Raw genomic sequence first — 20,135 nt, forward strand, 5'->3', positions numbered from 1 at the left:
ATGAAGCAGGAACCCGGTACTGCGCGAGCAGCTATCACCCAGTAATGGGAATCCCCCTCCTGTGACGCGAAGCGCTAAGGTGGGGAGGATGTCAACACCTGGCATAACCCTTCTCGGGCCAGCTCGGTCAGCAGATCGAGGTCGCGCAGGATCATGGCGCTCTTGGTGATGAGCCCTACCGGATGGCGATGAGCCAGCATCACCGTCAGGAGTTCACGAGTCAGGCGATAGTGGTGCTCGATGGGTTGATAGGGATCGGTATTGGCCCCCAGCACGATGGTTTGTGGCTGATAGGCTGGTTTGGCAAACTCCCGTCGCAGCAGCTCGGCAGCATTGATTTTGGCAAACAGCTTGCTCTCGAAATCCAGCCCGGGTGAGAGCTCAAGGTAGGCGTGGCTGGGTCTGGCATAGCAGTAGATGCAGCCGTGTTACTCTAAAAGACACTACACCGATTCCGGGGCTGACCATGCAGCGCAAATGCTATCCATACATCCGTTTCTCGACCAAGAAGCAAGAATTTGGCACGTCCTACGCTCGTCAGAGCGACATTGAGAGCTTCCTTGAACGCCATAGTCTCGTTGTAGACACCACGCTGGAAGACCTTGGTGTGTCGGCATTCCGTGGCAAAAACGCTACCCAAGGTCAGCTTGGCTGTTTCATTGATCTCGTCCAAAGCGGGCTTGTCGAGCCGAACAGCATTTTGCTGATTGAAAACTTTGACAGGCTTTCAAGACAGAAAATCATCAAATCAACACGCATTTTCAGTGACCTATTGAGTCAAGGAATTGATATTGCAATTCTCGACACTGGCAAAATCTACACTCGTGAGAACCTTATAAGCTCCGATTTTTTCAATGTCATTATCGAATTTGACAGGGCCAACAAAGAGTCTGAACGAAAATCAGATTTCACAAGTGCTGCTTGGAACATTTATCGAAAAGAAATGCGTTCGTTAAAAATTCCCAAAACTCGAAAAACCCCAAGCTGGATTGCTGTTGAAGATTCTATCAGAAACAAAGACCCAGGGAAGGTGCGAATAAGTCATATGGCACGAGAGCATTTACTGGTAACCCATTGATATTAAATGACTAAAATTTTCATTTTTTGTTCTTGGGATACTTGTTCGCACTTTCCTTTTCTTTTGCTGTGTATTTTTTAAACGCAAAAACAATCAGCCACAAGGTTGTGGATATGACGAATATAAAAATGAAGGATACCATACGATGCACATAACCAACATTATAATTTCCATTCATTGATGAATATAGTGCAAGGCCAAAATTTATAGCGATTATCAAAAGCGAACCGAGTGAAAAAAACTTCAAAATTTTCATCGACTATTCCTTATCAATTAATTTTTCAGATGGAGCGGTAAAGTAAGCTATCAGCCCGAACATTAAAATTATAGGCCCAAGAACGTATGTCACCTGAACGCCTATATATGAAACGGTGCACCAGATTAATATGTATAGTGCTAATGCTCCTAAGCATATCGCCAGAGATTTTTCATATATCCATTTTTTCATTAGCCCCAACTCCTTAATTACATGCCAAAACGATATCATTTCGGCCACAATTTTTCACTCCTTACGGGCTGATGCTCACTAATGGAAGGTGCGAATAAGTCATATGGCACGAGAGCATTTACTGGTAACCCATTGATATTAAATGACTAAAATTTTCATTTTTTGTTCGTGGGATACTTGTTCGCACTTTCCCTAATGTCTTAGTGTCTTATAGCATGACACAGGCAGCCATGCTCGCACCCCTGATAGGGATTGATGGAGCGACCGAAGGGAAGATCCGGCGAATCGTTGTAGCTGATGATGCTGCGGGCGCTGATCTCCGTCACCTCGGTGCGGGGAGCGCTGGCGGCAAATGCCGCGTCCCAGTCGCTCTGACTCCAGCCGTCGTCAACTGGTTCGATTTGCGGGCCGCTGAAGCGGTGCTCGACATTGTGGTTCGCGCCTCGTCCTGCCATCACATCACCAATGCACTGTTTATATATACAGTTATTTTGTTGTGTAGCCCCTCAAACTGCAAGTTCGCAAAGAGCGACCCCATGAAAGAGGGTGAACCCAGGTGATCTCCTGCTTGATCTGTTGCTACATTTCGTTTACATAGACGAAATGCGAACCAGATCACGGAAAATGTCATGCAACCTACTATCGCCCGCTGGCTCTTCATCGCCCTCATTGCGCTGGTCATCTGGCGTCTGATCCCGCTCTCCACTGAGCAGGAGCTGGCGGCGGCCAACCGCGCCTGGCGGACAGGGCACTTTGATGAGGCGACCCGGATCTGGACGCCGCTGGCGGAGCAGGGCCAGCCACGGGCACAGGCGCTGATGGGTTGGAGCCATGAAGTGGGGCAGGGGAGCGAGCAGGATATGGATCGCGCCATCCGACTCTATCGTCAGGCTGCGCAGGCGGGGGACGCTCTCGGCCAGTATCGGCTGGGAGAGGTCTATCTGCGCGGGGCCGGGGTGAAGCGGGATCTGCACGAGGCGTTTCGCTGGATGGAGCTGGCAGCCAGGAACGGTGATGTGCCCGCCATGCTGAAGGTGGGCATCCTGCAACTGATGGGGGTCAACGGGCGGGTTGAACTGGCCGAGGCGAAGCAGTGGCTCTATCAGGCCTCGCAAAAGGGCAACAAGATGGCACTCCAGGTGTTGCAGGAGATGGCGCTGGCCGAGGAGGGGCGCAGCGCCTTCGATTTCAATGGCCACTCTTTTCTGAACGCCGGCTAGGGATCAACGGCTGGCGGTGACTTTGCCGGGCGTCACGTCCGTGACATAGAGGGTACTGCGCTCGGCACTGTGGACGATGCTGCATACCTCCCGCTTGCTGCCATCGCCCAGGATCACCAGCTCACCGATATGGACGGGACAGTGAGTCGTGAGAAGGTGATCCGGATGAACCAGCTTTTCTGCATGCTCCGGAAATGAAATGTCGTAGGTGTACATCATGCTCTCCTTGCTTTGGCTGACGCCTCAATCTGGTACAGGGTATGGCAGCAGAAGGGCGCCCTCGCAAGTAGGACAGGTTAACACCCGCGCTTAGACGGTATGCAAAATCGCCAAGACAGCGGCGCTGTTTCCCAAATCAACCATCAAGCCACAACTGCCCCAGCCCCAAGTGACCGTTACACTCGGGGCTTTCTGACAGGCAGACCAAGGGTATTCAGTTTGTTTATGGCACTGACATACGCCATGACTTCTCCCACTTGGCCATTGTAGTTACGCAGACTGATTCTCCCCGCCAGCAACTGCTTGAACCGATACATCGCCGTTTCCGCCAGCGAGCGACGGTGATACCCCGATATCTTCTTCCAGTGCGCCAGCCCTTCCTTGCGCATCACCAGCACAGCCTCATTTCTTGGATGTCCTTTTTCCCATAGCCCAGCGTTCTTGCGAGGCGGGATACAGGCTGTCGCCCCTTTGCGCGAGATTAGCTGATGGCTGGCTTTGCTGTCATAGGCGCCATCCGCATAAACACGTCCCAGCTTGCGCCGCAGTGGGTTGAGCAAGGTCGGCAACACCTCGGCATCATGGACATTTTCCAGCGAGACTTCCGCCGCCACGATATCGTGGGTCACCGGGTCTACCGCCAGATGCAACTTGCGCCACACTCGCCGCTTCTCGGCGCCGTGTTTTCTGACCTTCCACTCGCCTTCACCAAATACCTTCAGGCCCGTCGAATCGATAACCAAGTCAGTGATGCGCCCCTTAGAGGGCTGTCGATAAGCCACCGCCACCGTGCGTGCTCGCTTGCTGACACAGCTGTAATCGGGGGCACAAAGCGGTACGTTCATCAACTCGAACAGGGAGTCGAGTAGTCCCTGGGTGCCCGCAGAGTGAGGTTGAAAATCCCCTTGAGCATCAGGAAGGTGCAGATGGTCTGGTCAGTGTATAGTTGGCTGCGGCCCCGCCGCCCATGATGGCCGTGGTGAAAGCAGTTGTTCATGGCCTCGGCATCAACCCAGAAGGTGAGTGAACCACGGTTAATCAAAGATTTGTTGTATGTAGGCCAGTTGGTGATGGGGTGAAGCGACGTGCTCATGATGCAGACTTGAAGGAGATGGTGGTGATCAGATCACCAAGTCCTCAGTTAGTTCCATTCAAGCTGCATCGATTTGGGCAACAACGCCCAAGACAGCTTGTCTGGGTTGTCGCGTCTGATACAATCCCCCGCTGTACCTCTCAATGGATGGCCTTGCACACGCCATATGGTGTGCCACTGCCGTGTACCAACCGTATTGTGAACGGTGAAACTCGGGAGTGAACAGCTGGACATGAAAGGGTTTCTCCAACCTGCATGTGGCCTTTGGTAGGGGTCACCACTGTATAAGGAAACACCTAATGCCAATCATTACTCTGCCTGACGGCAGCCAACGTCAATTTGCCCACGCCGTTTCCGTCATGGATGTGGCCGCGGACATCGGTCCCGGTCTCGCCAAGGCGTGCATTGCCGGTCGGGTAAACGGTGAACTGGTGGATGCCTGCGAGCTGATCGAAGCCGATGCCTCCCTGGCCATCATCACCGCCAAAGACGAAGAAGGTCTGGACATTCTGCGCCACTCCTGTGCTCACCTGCTGGGTCATGCCATCAAGCAACTCTGGCCCCAGACCAAGATGGCCATCGGTCCCGTCATCGACAACGGTTTCTACTACGACATCGATCTCGACCGCACCCTGACCGACGAAGATCTGGCTGCCCTGGAAGAGCGCATGCTGGCGCTGGCCGCCAAGGATTACGACGTCATCAAGAAGAAGGTCTCCTGGCAGGAAGCGCGCGACGTGTTCGAAGCCCGTGGCGAGACCTACAAGGTCGAGATCCTGGATCAGAACATTGCCCGTGATGACCAGCCCGGTCTGTATCATCACGAAGAGTACATCGACATGTGTCGCGGCCCGCACGTGCCCAACATGCGTCATTGCCACCACTTCAAGTTGCAGAAGATGTCCGGCGCATACTGGCGCGGCGACTCCAACAACAAGATGCTGCAGCGCATCTACGGCACCGCCTGGGCCGACAAGAAGCAGCTCAAGGCCTATTTGCAGCGTCTGGAAGAGGCCGCCAAGCGCGACCACCGCAAGATCGGCAAGCAGCTCGACCTGTACCACATGCAGGAAGAAGCGCCGGGCATGGTGTTCTGGCACAACGATGGCTGGACCATTTTCCGCGAGCTGGAAACCTTCATCCGTGGCAAGCTCAAAGAGTACGACTATCAGGAAGTGAAAGGCCCCTTCATGATGGATCGCGTGCTGTGGGAGCGTTCAGGTCACTGGGAAAAATACGCCCAGGCCATGTTCACCACCCAGTCCGAAAACCGCGAGTACGCCATCAAGCCGATGAACTGCCCGGGTCACGTGCAGATTTTCAACCAGGGTCTGAAATCCTACCGCGATCTGCCGCTGCGCATGGCCGAGTTCGGCTCCTGCCACCGCAACGAGCCGTCAGGCTCCCTGCACGGCCTGATGCGGGTACGGGGTTTCACCCAGGATGACGCCCACATCTTCTGTACCGAAGAGCAGATCATGGAAGAGGTGTCTGCGTGCATCCGCATGGTCTATGACGTCTACGGCACCTTCGGTTTCGAAAACATCGTGGTGAAGCTCTCGACCCGTCCGGAGCAGCGTATCGGCTCTGATGAAGCCTGGGATCGTGCCGAGGCTGCGCTGGCCGAGGCGCTGGAACTCAACGGCCTGAAGTACGACCTGCAACCGGGCGAGGGGGCTTTCTACGGTCCCAAGATCGAGTTTACCCTGCACGATTGCCTTGATCGTGCCTGGCAGTGTGGTACCGTGCAGCTCGACTTTGCCCTGCCGGGCCGTCTTGGCGCCACCTATGTGGGCGAAGACAACGAGCGTCACATCCCCGTGATGATCCACCGCGCCATTCTGGGCTCGCTGGAGCGCTTCATCGGGATCCTGACGGAAGAGTACGCCGGTCTGTTCCCGACCTGGCTGGCTCCGACCCAGGCCGTGGTCATGAATATCACGGATAACCAGGCCGATTATGCGGTGAAAGTTGCCAAGGCATTGAATGATGCGGGCCTTCGCGCAAAAGCGGACTTGAGAAATGAGAAAATTGGCTTTAAAATCCGCGAGCATACTTTGAAACGGGTACCTTTCATGCTGGTCTGCGGCGACAAAGAAGTAGAAGCCGGCAAGATTGCAGTGCGTACTCGTAAAGGGGCTGACCTGGGCTCTTATCCTGTTGAAGAGCTGATTGCTCTGTTGACCCAGGAAGTTCAGACCCGCGGACAAAAGAAAGTGGAGGAATAAGCTATAAAAGGCGGAAAAAAACTGGGCAAGCAACCGCAAGCCCGCGCTCACCGGATCAATGAAGAGATCCGTCTGAAAGAAGTTCGTCTGACTGGTCTGGATGGTGAAGCCATTGGCATCACCTCCATTCAGGATGCGCTGAACTTGGCCCTTGAGGCAGGAGTGGATCTGGTCGAGATCAGTCCGAACGCTGAGCCGCCCGTTTGCCGGATCATGGATTACGGCAAATTCCTCTACGAAAAGAGCAAGACCACCAAAGAACAGAAGAAAAAGCAGAAAGTCGTCCAGGTTAAGGAAATCAAATTCCGTCCTGGCACCGACGAAGGCGACTATCAGGTAAAACTACGCAACCTGGTTCGCTTTCTGGAAGACGGGGACAAGGCAAAGGTCACCCTGCGCTTCCGTGGTCGTGAAATGGCCCACCAGGATCTTGGTATCAAGGTTCTCGAGCGCGTCAAGAACGATCTGGAAGAGCTGGCCGTAGTCGAATCGTTCCCGAAAGTCGAAGGCCGTCAAGCTGTGATGGTCCTCGCACCCAAGAAGAAATCTTAAGGCCCACAAGAAATTGACTCATGAGGCTGGCCCCATGAGTCGGTTCGCCTTGCGATTTTGTTGTCACTCACAATGCGGAGTATGAAATGCCGAAGATGAAAACCAACCGGGGCGCGGCAAAGCGCTTCAAGAAGACTGGCTCAGGTCGCTTCAAGTGCAAGCACAACCACCTGCGTCACATCCTGACCAAGAAGAGCAGCAAGCGTAAGCGTCAGCTGGGACCGAAGTTCTTTGTTTCCGCTGCCGACCACAAACGTGTTGTCGCTTGTCTGCCGTACGCATAAGGGGGGATGTGAAAAATGCCAAGAGTTAAACGTGGTGTGACCGCTCGCGCTCGTCACAAGAAAGTAATGAAAGCCGCCAAGGGTTACTACGGCGCCCGTTCCCGTGTCTACCGCGTAGCGGTACAGGCGGTAACCAAAGCTGGTCAGTATGCCTACCGTGACCGTCGCCAGAAGAAGCGTCAGTTCCGTCAACTGTGGATTGCGCGTATCAACGCTGCAGCCCGTCAGAACGGCCTGTCCTACAGCCGTCTGATCGACGGTCTGAAGAAGGCTTCCATCGAGATCGATCGCAAGATCCTGTCCGATATCGCCGTTCACGACAAGCTGGCTTTCACCGCCCTGGTTGAAAAAGCTAAAGCAGCTCTGGTCTAATCCAGCTCTGTTATAAAAATAAAGGAGGCTTAGGCCTCCTTTTTTGTTGCTCATTTTTGAGCGTTGGTAGGTAGCATGCCACGTTCATGAATGCTTTATCCTTCCATATGCCAACAAACTAGAGCAAACGATGCTTGTTTCAATCCTGTTGCACCTGGCTTGTGGCTTTCTCCATATAACAAAATGATTTGCAGGGAGAAAAGCCCGTCATAACTATGGTCAGCCAAGGGGCTTTTTTTGTATTATTCCCCTCTTGACCTTATTTAGCCTAAAGGCTCCTGTTCCGGGAGTGGTGACGAGGAAGACATGCAACAGCTTGAAGAAGTAGTAGGCCAGGCCAAGGCCGAAATTGAGGGCGTAAGCGACATCGCCGCCCTCGACGAAATCCGGGTCAAATATCTGGGTAAAAAGGGCTTTTTTACCGAGCAGATGAAGGGCCTGGGCGCCCTGTCCGCTGAAGAGCGTCCCGCCGCGGGCGCCGTGATCAACCAGGCCAAACAGCAGGTTCAGGATGCCCTGAACGCGCGTCGTGAAGCCCTCGAAGTCGCCGTGCTGAACCAGAAGCTGGCCGCCGAGACCATCGACGTTAGCCTGCCGGGCCGCCGCATCGAGAATGGCGGTCTGCACCCGGTGACCCGTACCATCGAGCGCATCGAGCGCCTGTTTGGCGATATGGGCTTCAAGGTTGCCCGTGGTCCCGAGATTGAAGATGGCTTCCACAACTTCGATGCGCTGAATATCCCGGCTCACCACCCGGCGCGTACCGATCACGACACCTTCTACTTCAATCCTGATCTGATGCTGCGTACCCACACTTCCGGTGTGCAGATCCGCACCATGGAACATCAGCAGCCGCCGATCCGCATCATCGCGCCGGGCCGCGTCTATCGTAACGACTACGACATGACCCACACCCCGATGTTCCACCAGGTCGAAGGCCTGCTGGTCGACGAGCATGCCAGCTTCACCGAGCTGAAAGGCATCCTGCACGACTTCCTGCGCAACTACTTCGAGGAAGACTTGACCATTCGCTTCCGTCCTTCCTATTTCCCGTTCACCGAGCCGAGCGCCGAAGTGGACGTGATGGGCAAGAACGGCAAGTGGCTGGAAGTGCTGGGCTGCGGCATGGTGCACCCGAACGTGCTGCGTTCGGTCGGCATCGATCCGGAAAAATACTCCGGCTTTGCCTTCGGCATGGGCGTTGAGCGCCTGACCATGCTGCGTTACGGGGTCAACGACCTGCGTGCCTTCTTCGAAAACGACCTGCGCTTCCTCAAGCAGTTCAAGTAAGGGCGAGAGAACATGAAATTCAGTAAATCCTGGGTGATGGAGTGGGTCCGCACCGAGTTGAGTGACAATGCACTGGCCGAGCAGATCACCATGGCCGGTCTGGAAGTGGACGCCGTGGAAGCGGTGGCCGGCCAGTTCAACAATGTGGTCGTGGGTGAAGTGGTCGAGTGCGCCCAGCACCCGGACGCGGACAAGCTGCGGGTGACCAAGGTCAATGTGGGCGAGGCTGAGCTGCTGGACATCGTCTGCGGTGCGCCGAACTGCCGCGCCGGCCTCAAAGTGTGCGTGGCCAAGGTCGGGGCGACCCTGCCGGGTGATTTCACCATCAAGAAAGCCAAGCTGCGCGGCCAGCCGTCCCACGGCATGCTCTGCTCCTTCAGCGAGCTGGGCATCGACGTCGAAGCCGATGGCATCATCGAGCTGCCGCTGGATGCCCCCATCGGGACCGATATCCGTGAATACCTCGCGCTCAACGACGTCAGCATCGATGTGGATCTGACCCCGAACCGTGCCGATTGCCTCGGCATCGCGGGTCTGGCCCGTGAAATCGGCGTGCTCAACAGCGTGGACGTGGTCGAGCCGACCTGGGCGCCGGCTGCTGCCACCTGTGATGCCACCTTCCCGATCCGGGTTGAAGCGCCGGCGGATTGCCCCCGTTATCTCGGTCGTGTCATCAAGGGGCTGAACCTGCACGCCCAGAGCCCGCTCTGGATGCAGGAGAAGCTGCGCCGTGGCGGCATCCGCTCCATCGACGCCATCGTCGACATCACCAACTACCTGCTGCTGGAATACGGCCAGCCGATGCACGCCTTCGACCTGGCGACGCTTGAAGGGGAACTGGTGGTGCGCCGCGCCCGTGCCGACGAGCCCATGACTCTGCTCGATGGCAACGAGGTGAAGCTCAAAGAGACCACGCTCGTGATTGCCGACGCCAAAGGCCCTGCCTGCATGGCCGGCATCTTCGGCGGCGATCGCACCGGTGTCTCCGAGACCACCACCGACATCCTGCTGGAGTGCGCCTTCTTCGCGCCGCTCTCCATCACCGGCCGTGCCCGTGCCTACGGTCTGCATACCGATTCTTCCCACCGCTTCGAGCGCGGGGTGGATCCCGAGCTGCAGGCCAAGGTGATGGATCGTGCCACCCGTCTGCTGCTGGACATCTGCGGTGGTGAAGCGGGTCCGGTCATCGAAGTCAAATCCGATACCCATCTGCCCAAGGCTGCCCCCATCAAGCTGCGTCGCACCAAGCTCGACAAGGTGATCGGCATCAGCGTGGCGGATGCGCAGGTGGTCGAAATTCTGACTCGTCTGGGCATGCAGGTAACCGTGGATACTGACGGCTGGACCGCGCTGGCTCCCTCCTGGCGTTTCGACATTGCCATCGAGGAAGACCTCATCGAGGAAGTTGCCCGCATCTACGGCTACAACAACATCCCGAACCTCAAACCCGCCGCCTCCCTCGCGATGGTGGAGCAGGCTGAAGGGCAGGTGACCCTGAAGCGGGTGCGCGACCTGCTGGTTGACCGCGGTTTCCAGGAAGCGATCACCTACAGCTTTGTCGATCCCAAGGCTCAGCAGACCCTGTTCCCGCAGAGCGATGCCATCGTGTTGCCGAACCCGATCTCCGTCGAGATGTCCGCCATGCGCGTCTCTCTGTTCCCGGGTCTGGTGCAGGCGGTGGTCTACAACCAGAACCGTCAGCAGCCGCGCGTGCGCCTGTTCGAGCAGGGCCTGCGTTTCATCAAGGACGAGAATGCCGAGAACGGCATCCGTCAGGAGCCTATGCTGGCCGGCATCATCACCGGTAACCAGGGGGACGAGCACTGGGATGTCAAGGCCCGTCCCGTCGACTTCTTCGATCTGAAGGGTGACCTGGAAGCGGTGCTGGATCTGACTGCAGAAGGGGCTACCTTCACCTTCGAGCGCACCGAGCACAGTGCCCTGCATCCGGGCCAGAGCGCAGCCATTCTGCGCAATGGCGTCGTGATCGGCCACATCGGCGTGATCCATCCGAGCCTCGAGAAGAAGCTGGGGCTCAAGAGCCGCGCTGTCATGTTCGAGCTGGAGCTGGACAAACTGACGCCGGCCAAGGTGCCGGTTGCTGCCGAAGTATCCAAGTTCCCGGCCAACCGTCGCGACATCGCCGTGGTGGTTGACAGACAGATCCTGGCAGGCGACGTTCTGGCAGTAATTAAAAAAGTTGGCGGAAATCAGTTAGTTGGAATAAACTTGTTCGACGTATACCAGGGCGCTGGTATGGCAGAGGACAAGAAGAGCCTGGCCATCAGCCTGGTGTTGCAAGACACCCAGCGCACCCTGGAGGAGAAAGAGATCGCCGAGACCGTGGACAATGTCGTGCGGGCCCTCGGTGAAGAGTTGAATGCATCCTTGAGGGATTGATCTATGGCGCTTACCAAAGCCGACATTGCAGAGCACCTGTTCACCCAGCTCGGGATGAGCAAGCGTGAAGCCAAAGATATGGTGGAAGCCTTCTTTGAGGAGATCAGACAGGCGCTCGAGCGTGGCGAACAGGTCAAGATTTCCGGCTTCGGTAACTTCGATCTTCGCGAGAAGAACCAGCGTCCCGGACGCAACCCCAAGACGGGGGAGGATATTCCCATCAGCGCCCGTCGTGTGGTGACCTTCCGGCCCGGCCAGAAGCTCAAGGCCAGGGTAGAAAATGTTGAACCCAACGAGTGACAAAAAGCCAGGCAATCGCCTGGCTTTTCCGTTCCGATGATAAAAATCCTTCTGTTGTCCGGCGCGCTGCTGGCCTTGCCACTGCGTGCCGCCATACTCCCGCTGTCACCGGATGCCCAGGCTTATGCCGATTCGCTCACCGGACTGACCTTCTGTTACCCGGCCCTGCAACGTCCTCCCTATCTGGAGGCGGAGGGGGGCCTGCTTATCGATCGCATGACGCGGCTGGCAGAGCTGTTGCCGGTACCGGTGCATGTCGAGAAGCGGCCGAGCTGGGCAGCCGTGACGCAGGATCTGCTGCACGGGCGCTGCGATCTCATTCCTCACGTCGGGCCTGCCCGGTCGAACTCGAGCGATACCGTCTTGAGCCGGGCCATGATGGAAGCGGAGTCCGCCATCCTCTATCGGGGTGAGCTCGATCAGGCGCAGTTTCTGGTGTCACCCATCTGGCAGGCCCAGGAGACCCTGAAGCGTCTCTATCCTGGTTCATCCCAGCAACTGCTGACCGATGCCGAGAACTGGTATGGTGCCCTGGTGGCCGGCAAGGGCAGCGCCTATCTCGGTGATTATCTGCAACTGCGCTACCTGATGCGGGAATTCCCGGATGAAGGGCTGCGCCTTCGTCGTCTTCGCAGCGACGATCTGGTCATCAGCTACCGGCTGATGATGCGCAACCAGCCCGAGTTGCTCGAGCTGGTGGATACGGCCATCCGCTATTTGCCGCCGGGCAGTCTCTACCGGGATCTGGGCAAGTATCTGCCTCAGGGTGAGCAGGATGTGAATCCCCTGCATTTTACCGACAAGGAGCAGGCCTGGCTGGTCGGCAAGGCCCACACCATCAAGATGGTGGCGGATCCCGGCTTCATGCCGTACAGCGGCGTCAACCGGCAGGGAGCGCTCATTGGCTGGAGTGCGGATGTCTTGCGGGAAGTGAGTCGGCAGACGGGGCTGCGCTTCGAGCTGGTGCCCGCCGCCAGCCGGGAGGAGGCGTTGGCATTGCTGCGCAGTGGCGATGCCGTCATGATGGTCGGACTGATGGAGTCCGCCGCCCTGAACAAGGAGTTCGACTTCACCAGGATGGTGGCGACCAGCCGCTATGCCCTGGTCAGTCGCAGCAAGAGGGGGCCAGTCTCCCTCGCGGACGTGAGTGGCAAGGTGGTGGTCCCGAGAATGCTCTATGATCCCGGCCTGCTTGCCCGGTTCGGCCAGCATGAGTGGGAGGTCACCGACAACCTGCTGCAGGGATTGGCGGCGGTGCGGCATGGGGATGCCCAGGCCATGCTGGCGGAGTTGTACCAGCTCCAATATCCCATTCGAAACAACCAGTTGAGCGAGCTGACCATCACCGAATTGCCGGAGCGTTTCGGCCTCGGCTTTGCCATCCGGCCGGAACAGACCAGCCTGGCAGGGGTGCTGGATCAGAGCCTGATGACCCTCAATGATCGGCAGGTGGACGAGCTGGTGCAACGCTGGCGCCACCTGGTGGTCAACCAGCAGGAGGGGGTCAGCTACGGTTTCTGGCTTGGCTCCGTGTTGCTGGCACTGCTGATCAGCATGGCGGTGATCTGGTCAGTCTGGCGATCCCGCCAGCAACTGGCCCAGGAGGCCCGCGAGCGTCACAAGGTAGAGCAGGCGCTGGCGCTGGAAAGCAAGTTCAGGGAGTCTCTCTTCCAGGCGCTCCCCGTTCCCGTGTTCTTGCGCAATGACAAGGGGGAGGTGATCAAGCGCAACAAGCGGGCCAAGCGCATGGAGGCGCGCTACGCCGCCGATCTGGTGCTGCCCGCGCCTCAGTTGCAGGGCGCCGAAGGGGAGCTGGCGCTGCACGAGCAGGTCTACTCCTATGCCCAGATCCCCTTGCGACTGGGGCCCCAGGCACCGGCAGGGGATCTTATCGCCCTCTCCGACATCAGCGCTCTGCGCGAGCGTACCCGCCTGCTGCGTCAGGCGGAGCGGCGCCTGCGCGCCCTCACCAATACGGTGCCCGGTGTGGTGCTGCAATTCACCCTGCTGGGGGGAGCCATCACCCGGGTGGAGTTTGTGAGCCGGGGCAGTCACGAGCTGCTGGGGCTGGCGAGCCAGCAGATCCGGGTCAATCCCAACGAGACCCTGACCCGCATCTCCCATCAGGACAGGCGCGAGATGCGAGCCCCCATGCTGGCCATGCTGCAAGCCGGACGACCTTTCTCCCATCTGCTGCGCTATCAGCACCCCGCCAAGGGAACCCGCTGGCTGCAATTTTCCGGCAGGGGGCGCCGTCAGGGAGAGGGGTGGCGGATCTACGGGGTGGTGCAGGATGTGACGGCCAGGGTGGAGCAGGAGCACTCCCTGCAACTTTCCCACGAGCAGGCCCAGCAGGCCGTGCTTGCCAAGGGGCGCTTCCTGGCCGCCGTGAGCCACGAGATCCGCACCCCCATGAACGCCATGCTCGGCCTGCTGGAGTGGCTCGAGCAGACCGAGCTCAATGCAGAGCAGGCCTCGGTTCTGGCCCATGTGAGACAGGCGGGCAATGAACTGCTCGGATTGCTCAACGACGTACTCGACTTCAGCCGCAACGAGACGCGCCAGTTGCGCCTCTCCGTGCAGCCCACGGATCTGGTGGAGCTGTGCGAGCATGTGGCGGCGGTGCACTGGTCCAAGGCGCGATCCCGCCATCTGCAGCTGCGCTTGGCGCTCGACCCGGCGCTGCCCGCCTTGATGGAACTCGATCCCCACCGGGTGCAACAGGTGCTGCACAACCTGCTCTCCAACGCCATCAAGTTCAGCGAGCGGGGAGAGGTGGTACTCTGGGCCCGGCGGCAAGGGGAGTGGATTTTGTGCGGGGTGGATGACGAGGGGCCCGGGATCAGTGCCGAGCTGTTGCCCCGGTTGTTCCAGCCCTTCGAACAAGGGGAGGAGCCTGGCCAGCCCAGAGCCCAGGGGACCGGGCTTGGGCTGGCCATCTGCCGCCAGCTGATGGAACAGATAGGGGGCGAGATCCGGGTCGAACCTCTGGCTCGCGGGGGCAGCCGTTTCCTCTGTTCCTTGCCCCTAAGACATGCGCAGGAGAAGGCGCTCTGGCAACCGCGCGTCAAGACGGTCTCCCTGCAACTGTTGCCCGGGGAACTTGAATATATGCGGGCCTGGCTCGCAGCGTTTGGCGTGGCCGAGGATCCGGCGGCACCTTGCCTTGGGGCCATGCAGGACGATGGGGGCTTGCGCGCCTGGTACTGGCAGGGGGAACCCTGGATCCCGGGCTCCGTGGTCAGCCTGCTGCAGCCCAGACTCGTCCGTGGCGCCGAGGAGATCACGGACCTGCCGGGGGCAGGCAGGCGGGTGCTGCTGGTGGAAGATCACGAGGTGAACAGAATGCTGATCAGCATGCAGCTGGGTCAGCTGGGGGCCCGGGTATTGAGCGCGGCCAATGGCCGTCTGGCACTGGAGATCCTGCAATCGGAGTCGGTGGATCTGGTGCTGACGGATCTGCAGATGCCGGTGATGGACGGCGCCGAGCTCTGCAGGCAATTGCACGCCGATGAACGCTGGCAGCATCTACCCGTCTACGTGATCACCGCGGATCTCAGCGAGCAGGCGGCGCAGCGACTGGCGGAATGCGGCTGTCAGGGCCATCTGGACAAACCCGTTTTGCTCAGGGATCTGGCCGTATTGCTTCGTACCGTCTTTGGCCCCCATGACGGGGGGAAGGCACCGCAGCCAACGGCAGCCCTTTCCCTGCCCGTGTCCCTCAGCCCGGCCCTCGTAGACATCTATCTGGCATCGGTTCACCATGATCTGGCCGACATTGAGCGGTGTGTCACACAAGGGGACGAGAAGGCCCTCAATACGGCTTTACACAAGATGAAGGGGGCCGCCAAAATGGTGGGGGCTACCCCCCTGGTAGAGGTGATCGACCGTTGGCAGGAGGCCCCCGGACATCCCCTTGCAGCCGCCTTGAGGCAGTGCGTGGAAGAGGTCTGCCGACAACTGGGCGAGAGAGCATGACATGATCATCACAGATGAAGAGTTGATGGCCTTGCTGGAGTCTGATGACAGCCAGGAGCCAACGTTTTACCCGGTCAGCGTCTATGCCCTGGACGCCGTCTCCCATCTGGCGGTCAAGGGAGCGGGCCTGCCGGCCTATGCCAATCTGCACCGCACCCGACCCGATGCCGGCTGGCAATGGGAAGGACTGTTTGCCGCCGGGGCCATCGCCCTGTTTGATCCTGCCTCTCATCAGGGGGCCGACTATCTGCCTCATCTGTTGGCTCCCGGGGCAGGGATCTATCGCCTCAGCGATCCCTGGCTCGAGGGGTTGCAGGCACGGGAGCAGGGGTGGCGTGCCTGGCTCGCCCAGTGCCAGATCCTGCTGCTCGAAGATCACCCCTTCCAGGGAGCCTGCATTCAGCAGGAGATCCAGGGACTGGGGTTGCCCTGCCACTGGGTTCAGGATGGCGAAGGGTGCCTCAAGGCGCTGGAAGAGGGGGGCGTGAGATTGCTTATCTGTGATCTCAGCCTAGCGGAGCAGGATGCCATCAGCCTGCTGATGAGCCATCCCCAGTATCACCACAGCGGTCTGCCCATCATCCTGCTCTCCGCTCATGATCAGACCCTGATAGACGGCGCCCGGCGTCTCCTGCACGATGCGGGTTTCAACGTGCTGGCCGCCCTGGCCAAGCCGCTGCAAAGCGACGATCTGCTGCGTCTGCTCAAGATGCTCTATCTTGGCCCCCAGCGTCAGCGCAGGCTGGGCGGGCTCAAGCGCACCGTGCGTAGCTGGCAGGGAGAGGCGAGAGGACAGCTTGGGCTGCTGGCAGATGCGGCTTCCTGCACGCTGCCGATCTGGCTGAGCCTGAGCGGTCTTTCCCCTCACTGGGAGCCGCTCAAGCTCTGGCTCGAGCAGCATGGACGAGAAGCAAGCGAACTCACCCTGGTCATCCACCGACGGGATCACCTGCTGAGCCAGGCGGACCGTTTCGCCCTGGTGCTGCAGGCGAGCCTCGCGGGGGCCAGACTCGCGCTGCTGCTCGATCATGCCCAGCACCTGCCGTTTGATCTCATCGAGCGTCTGCCGTTGCAATCCTTGCTGCTCGGGCAACACCTGCTGCCCGAACTGGAGGCGATGGCTGCCGACTCCTTGCTGGCCCGCTTCATCCAGTGCTCCCGGGAGCTTGGCATCGCGCTCTACCTCGACGACCCCTTCAACCTGCAGGATGCCGCCCAGTGGCAGGATCGCGGCGTGGCAGGGCGCTGGTAAATGGCTCGCTATCTTTGCTGGCCGCTCGATGAGCCGCGCTTGTGGCAGGGAATGTCGGGTTGGACGGCTCCCGCCTCACGGGCCGCCTTGCCGATGACGATGGTGGTGGGGGGGCTGACTTGCCGCTTGCAGGAGCTGGCGGGCTGCGACCCGAAGCGAATAAGCGCGGCCTATGACGCCCTGAGCGAGCAGAGCGTCTATTTGCGCTTCATGCGGGCCAAGCAGCCTGCGACGGCCGAGCAGCTCGCCTTCTTTCTCGACTACCCCAGAGAACCCCAGATAGGATTGCTGCTGACCGACGAGCAGGGGACGCCGCTTGCCATGGCCCAGTCCGTTCGCCGGCGCCTGCACCCGGACAGGGCCGAGTTCTCCTGCATCGTCGCGGATCATTTTCAGCATCGCGGCGCCGGGCGTCGCATCCTGCTGGCGCTTGCGCGGCTGGCATACGGGGAGGGGATCCGGGAGTGGACGGCGGAAGTGCTCGGCCAGAATCGCCCCATGCTGGCTCTGCTCAAGGGGCTCGGGTTGCCGCTTACCCTGGTGACAGGACGGGAGATGGTCTTTGCCAGGCTGGATCTCGCGCCCATGGCGAGCTTTGTGCTCCCATCGGCCTAAGACCAAGGGCGAATGGGCCGCCTCTTGCTCCTGTGCTAAGGTCAGCCTGTTACCCGTTGGAGGAGAACAACCATGGTGCAGTCAGCCAAACATATCGTGATCCTCACCGGTGCCGGCATCTCGGCCGAATCCGGTATCAAGACCTTCCGGGCCTGTGATGGCCTGTGGGAAGAGCACAGGGTGGAGGACGTGGCCACCCCTGAAGGCTATGCGCGGGATCCCGAACTGGTACAACGTTTCTACAATGCACGGCGCCATCAGTTGCAGCGCGCCGAGATCCACCCCAATCCGGCCCACTATGCATTGGCCCGTCTGGAGCGCCTGCTGCCGGGGCGCGTCACCTTGGTCACCCAGAACATCGACAACCTGCACGAGAGTGCCGGCAGCAAGAACCTCATCCACATGCACGGCGAGTTGCTCAAGGCCCGCTGCCCGGGCTCGGGTCAGGTGATCGAGTGGCGCGGGGATCTCCATCAGGAAGAGCTGTGTTCCTGCTGCCAGTTTCCCCACCCGCTGCGCCCCCATGTGGTCTGGTTCGGGGAGATGCCCCTCGGACTTGACCGCATCTACTCGGCCCTGGCTCAGTGCGATCTCTTCATCTCCATCGGGACCTCCGGGGCGGTCTACCCTGCCGCCGGATTCGTCCATGAGGCCGGCCTGAACGGTGCCCATACGGTGGAGCTCAATCTGGAGCCGAGCGAAGTGGGCAGCCAGTTTGATGAAAAACGTTATGGTCCGGCTTCCTTGCTGGTGCCCGCTTTTGTGGATGAACTCCTGCAAAGTTGCGGAGTGCATCAGCCTCTCTCCGTCGAGGGCCATAACTGGATGGAGATGCGGGGCCCCTAATTATTGATTTTTCACACAGTTGCATTGACCCACTGAAATCGCCACACTGGCTCCTAACTTCAAGATGCAGTTGGCACAACATGTCATGAACTTTCCAACGCGCGGGATGGCCTCGCTCCTGCTGGTGCTTTTCTCGTTCGGTACCCAGGCTTCCTCCTCTTCGCTATTGCAACTGATCCTGCCGGACAAGCGGGAAATCACCCTGGATGAGGCGGCGTTGGCAGCCTTGCCACAAGTGGAGTTCGAGACGGCGACGCCCTGGACCCTCGGCACTCACCGCTATCGTGGACCGACCCTGAAGAGCGTGCTGGCGGCGCAGCAGGTGGATAGTGCCAGCGCCATCGATGTCGCCGCACTCAATGGCTACCAGCAGCGGGTCGATCTCTCCCTGTTTGCCAAGGTGCCGCTGACCCTGGTGCGTTACCAGGATGACAAACCGCTCACCCGTCGCAATAAAGGGCCGCTCTGGCTGCTGGTCCCCCTCTCGGCCCATCCCGACATGGATGTGTCCGCCATCCACAACAACATGGTCTGGCAGGTGATCCGCATCGAGGTTGTCCCGTGACGCGACGACAGCGAGATAACCTGCTGCTTGCAGCCATTTCCCTGCTGTTTCTCTTCTCGTCCCTCTGGGGGCTGCTGCTGCAGAGTCGGCACGAGCAGCTCGTTGACATGTTCTACCGCAACACCCACTGGAACATCAGCCAGGTAATGCAGGAGTCCCAGCGATTTCTCTATGATGTGCGCCTCTACCGTGCCGGGGCGCTCGACATGGCGGCCCTGAGCCTGGATTACGACCTGCTGTGGAACCGGCTGGATGTGTTCCTGATCAGTACCGAGACCGCCGATGCGCGGGCGAGGCATGGGTTGGGGGAGGTGCTTGAACGGCTCTTTGACGAACTCAAGGGGCTGGATCCCCAGATGCAGTCCGGGGAGCTGAAGAGGGGTAAGCCCTCGATCTTGCCCTCGTCCGGCTGACCGGCTTGACCCATCAGGTGGAGCAGATTGGGGATCAGATCCTCTCCGGCCAGGAGCGGGAAGCCTCCCTCAACCAGTTGCGCCAGAGCCTGTTCTGGATCCAGATCTGGCAGTTGATCCTGCTGGTGATGGGCTGTGTGCTGGTCTTTGCCCTCATTCGAACCAATCTGCAGAATCGTCGCCTCTCCCTGCTCGATCCCATGACCCGGCTTGGCAACCGTCGGGCCTTGCAGGGGCAGCTCAGGCAATCCCTGCTGCAAGTTCGGGTCCAGGCGCTGGCGGTGCTGGATCTGAAGCGGTTCAAGCAGGTCAATGATCTGCTCGGATACCAGGTTGGTGATCGTCTGTTGCAGGCGGTCGCGGCCCGGTTGCGCCAGGCATGCCCCGGCCGTGCGTACCGGTTGGGGGGGATGAGTTCGCCGTGGTGCTGGACGACGAAGAGGGAGATCTCGATGCCCGCATGGCGGCTATGGTGAGCCTGTTGCAGTTTGAGTTCGTGACCCGGGAAAGCAGCTTTGATCTGGCGTGTCGCTTCGGAGTGGCCAGGCGCGAGGGTGGCGAGGATGCCGATGAGCTATTGGAGCAGGCCATATTGGCATTGAACGAGGCCAAGCGTGAGGGGACCATCCTGGTGTGGTATCAGAGTGCGATGAAGGCTGACCTCCACATGGCCCAGCGGCAGCTGCACCAACTGCGGGAATGGCTGGCGGGGGCCGCCCCTTCCCCCCTGGAGACCCTCTGCGAGGCGATGAGAGACGAGCAGGGCGTGCCGGTGACGGCGGTCAGCCTGCGCTGGCAGGTGAGTCAGCAGCCCTGTGACGTGGGCTGGATGCAAGAGCGTGGTGTCCTTGGGCCCGTGATGGCACGATGGCTGACAGAAGAGCCATGCAGTGGCACCTTGCTGGTAAGGCTTCATCAGCCTGCCCAGCTGGCCCCTCTGCTGGCGAGCCTGCCCCCCTTGCCACAGGGGGGCTGATCCTGG

Annotated in this window: 19 protein-coding genes and 3 pseudogenes; 17 read left to right on the forward strand and 5 right to left on the reverse strand. The window is 59.3% G+C overall.

Annotation, left to right across the window (positions count from 1 at the left end; genetic code table 11):
• Positions 1-92 precede the first annotated feature (92 nt).
• A pseudogene (locus AB5Y50_RS18355) lies at positions 93-428 on the reverse strand (radical SAM protein); the annotation flags it as partial.
• Between the two features lie 38 nt (positions 429-466).
• Between AB5Y50_RS18355 and AB5Y50_RS18360 the strand changes: the two are divergent.
• Positions 467-1,078 carry a recombinase family protein gene (locus AB5Y50_RS18360; RefSeq protein WP_010674807.1) on the forward strand — a complete coding sequence of 204 codons (612 nt, stop codon included), beginning with the start codon at positions 467-469 and terminating at the stop codon, positions 1,076-1,078.
• Positions 1,079-1,097: 19 nt separating this feature from the next.
• Here AB5Y50_RS18360 and AB5Y50_RS18365 read toward each other — a convergent pair whose 3' ends face one another.
• Together AB5Y50_RS18365 and AB5Y50_RS18370 are read right to left on the reverse strand one after the other, a co-directional pair.
• Positions 1,098-1,334: a hypothetical protein gene (locus AB5Y50_RS18365; protein ID WP_010674806.1), complete on the reverse strand. Its 237-nt coding sequence runs from the start codon at positions 1,332-1,334 to the stop codon at positions 1,098-1,100.
• A gap of 404 nt (positions 1,335-1,738) precedes the next feature.
• Positions 1,739-1,981, reverse strand: a pseudogene (locus AB5Y50_RS18370) (radical SAM protein); the annotation flags it as partial.
• A gap of 174 nt (positions 1,982-2,155) precedes the next feature.
• On the opposite strand from AB5Y50_RS18370, the gene AB5Y50_RS18375 reads away from it, so the two are divergent.
• A complete protein-coding gene (locus AB5Y50_RS18375) occupies positions 2,156-2,746 on the forward strand; it encodes a tetratricopeptide repeat protein (RefSeq protein ID WP_010674803.1) in 591 nt (196 codons plus the stop codon).
• Between the two features lie 3 nt (positions 2,747-2,749).
• On the opposite strand, the gene AB5Y50_RS18380 is transcribed toward AB5Y50_RS18375, so the two are convergent.
• Positions 2,750-2,962 (reverse strand): hypothetical protein, encoded by a 213-nt coding sequence (locus tag AB5Y50_RS18380; protein WP_010674802.1) that lies wholly within the window; start codon positions 2,960-2,962, stop codon positions 2,750-2,752.
• A 179-nt stretch (positions 2,963-3,141) separates the two neighbouring features.
• A pseudogene (locus AB5Y50_RS18385) lies at positions 3,142-4,058 on the reverse strand (IS5-like element ISAs13 family transposase).
• Between the two features lie 299 nt (positions 4,059-4,357).
• Here AB5Y50_RS18385 and thrS point away from each other — a divergent pair.
• The 15 genes from thrS to AB5Y50_RS18460 all read left to right on the forward strand — a co-directional run bounded on the left by thrS (position 4,358) and on the right by AB5Y50_RS18460 (position 20,129).
• A complete protein-coding gene (gene thrS, locus AB5Y50_RS18390; protein ID WP_010674801.1) occupies positions 4,358-6,286 on the forward strand; it encodes a threonine--tRNA ligase in 1,929 nt (642 codons plus the stop codon).
• Positions 6,287-6,307: 21 nt separating this feature from the next.
• Positions 6,308-6,838: a translation initiation factor IF-3 gene (infC, locus tag AB5Y50_RS18395; RefSeq protein WP_185219337.1), complete on the forward strand. Its 531-nt coding sequence runs from the start codon at positions 6,308-6,310 to the stop codon at positions 6,836-6,838.
• An 86-nt stretch (positions 6,839-6,924) separates the two neighbouring features.
• On the forward strand, positions 6,925-7,122 hold the full coding sequence (rpmI, locus tag AB5Y50_RS18400; RefSeq protein ID WP_005300673.1) for a 50S ribosomal protein L35: 198 nt from the start codon (positions 6,925-6,927) through the stop codon (positions 7,120-7,122).
• A 15-nt stretch (positions 7,123-7,137) separates the two neighbouring features.
• Positions 7,138-7,494: a 50S ribosomal protein L20 gene (gene rplT / locus AB5Y50_RS18405; protein ID WP_010674800.1), complete on the forward strand. Its 357-nt coding sequence runs from the start codon at positions 7,138-7,140 to the stop codon at positions 7,492-7,494.
• 306 nt (positions 7,495-7,800) lie between these two features.
• Positions 7,801-8,784, forward strand: a complete 984-nt coding sequence (gene pheS, locus AB5Y50_RS18410) for a phenylalanine--tRNA ligase subunit alpha (RefSeq protein ID WP_010674799.1) — start codon at positions 7,801-7,803, stop codon at positions 8,782-8,784.
• A gap of 12 nt (positions 8,785-8,796) precedes the next feature.
• Positions 8,797-11,184 (forward strand): phenylalanine--tRNA ligase subunit beta, encoded by a 2,388-nt coding sequence (gene pheT / locus AB5Y50_RS18415; RefSeq protein WP_010674798.1) that lies wholly within the window; start codon positions 8,797-8,799, stop codon positions 11,182-11,184.
• A gap of 3 nt (positions 11,185-11,187) precedes the next feature.
• The gene (ihfA, locus tag AB5Y50_RS18420; RefSeq protein ID WP_005300715.1) at positions 11,188-11,484 is read left to right on the forward strand and encodes an integration host factor subunit alpha; all 297 of its coding nucleotides are present in this window, start codon (positions 11,188-11,190) and stop codon (positions 11,482-11,484) included.
• A gap of 36 nt (positions 11,485-11,520) precedes the next feature.
• Positions 11,521-15,462, forward strand: a complete 3,942-nt coding sequence (locus AB5Y50_RS18425; protein ID WP_102948508.1) for a transporter substrate-binding domain-containing protein — start codon at positions 11,521-11,523, stop codon at positions 15,460-15,462.
• Between the two features lies 1 nt (position 15,463).
• Positions 15,464-16,714: a response regulator gene (locus AB5Y50_RS18430; RefSeq protein ID WP_368163166.1), complete on the forward strand. Its 1,251-nt coding sequence runs from the start codon at positions 15,464-15,466 to the stop codon at positions 16,712-16,714.
• Positions 16,715-17,329: a GNAT family N-acetyltransferase gene (locus AB5Y50_RS18435; RefSeq protein WP_010674795.1), complete on the forward strand. Its 615-nt coding sequence runs from the start codon at positions 16,715-16,717 to the stop codon at positions 17,327-17,329.
• 72 nt (positions 17,330-17,401) lie between these two features.
• A complete protein-coding gene (gene cobB, locus AB5Y50_RS18440; RefSeq protein WP_010674794.1) occupies positions 17,402-18,175 on the forward strand; it encodes a Sir2 family NAD+-dependent deacetylase in 774 nt (257 codons plus the stop codon).
• A 106-nt stretch (positions 18,176-18,281) separates the two neighbouring features.
• A complete protein-coding gene (locus AB5Y50_RS18445; RefSeq protein WP_010674793.1) occupies positions 18,282-18,740 on the forward strand; it encodes a hypothetical protein in 459 nt (152 codons plus the stop codon).
• Positions 18,737-19,153 carry a hypothetical protein gene (locus AB5Y50_RS18450; protein ID WP_029314553.1) on the forward strand — a complete coding sequence of 139 codons (417 nt, stop codon included), beginning with the start codon at positions 18,737-18,739 and terminating at the stop codon, positions 19,151-19,153. Before AB5Y50_RS18445 ends, AB5Y50_RS18450 begins: the two co-directional genes overlap by 4 nt.
• Before the next feature lie 5 nt (positions 19,154-19,158).
• Positions 19,159-19,629: a GGDEF domain-containing protein gene (locus tag AB5Y50_RS18455; protein ID WP_029314552.1), complete on the forward strand. Its 471-nt coding sequence runs from the start codon at positions 19,159-19,161 to the stop codon at positions 19,627-19,629.
• A complete protein-coding gene (locus AB5Y50_RS18460; RefSeq protein ID WP_252592984.1) occupies positions 19,575-20,129 on the forward strand; it encodes a hypothetical protein in 555 nt (184 codons plus the stop codon). The genes AB5Y50_RS18455 and AB5Y50_RS18460 overlap by 55 nt, the downstream gene beginning before the upstream one ends.
• Positions 20,130-20,135: the final 6 nt, after the last annotated feature.

This window comes from Aeromonas sp. s6, assembly GCF_040907815.1.
Classification (GTDB): domain Bacteria; phylum Pseudomonadota; class Gammaproteobacteria; order Enterobacterales; family Aeromonadaceae; genus Aeromonas; species Aeromonas caviae.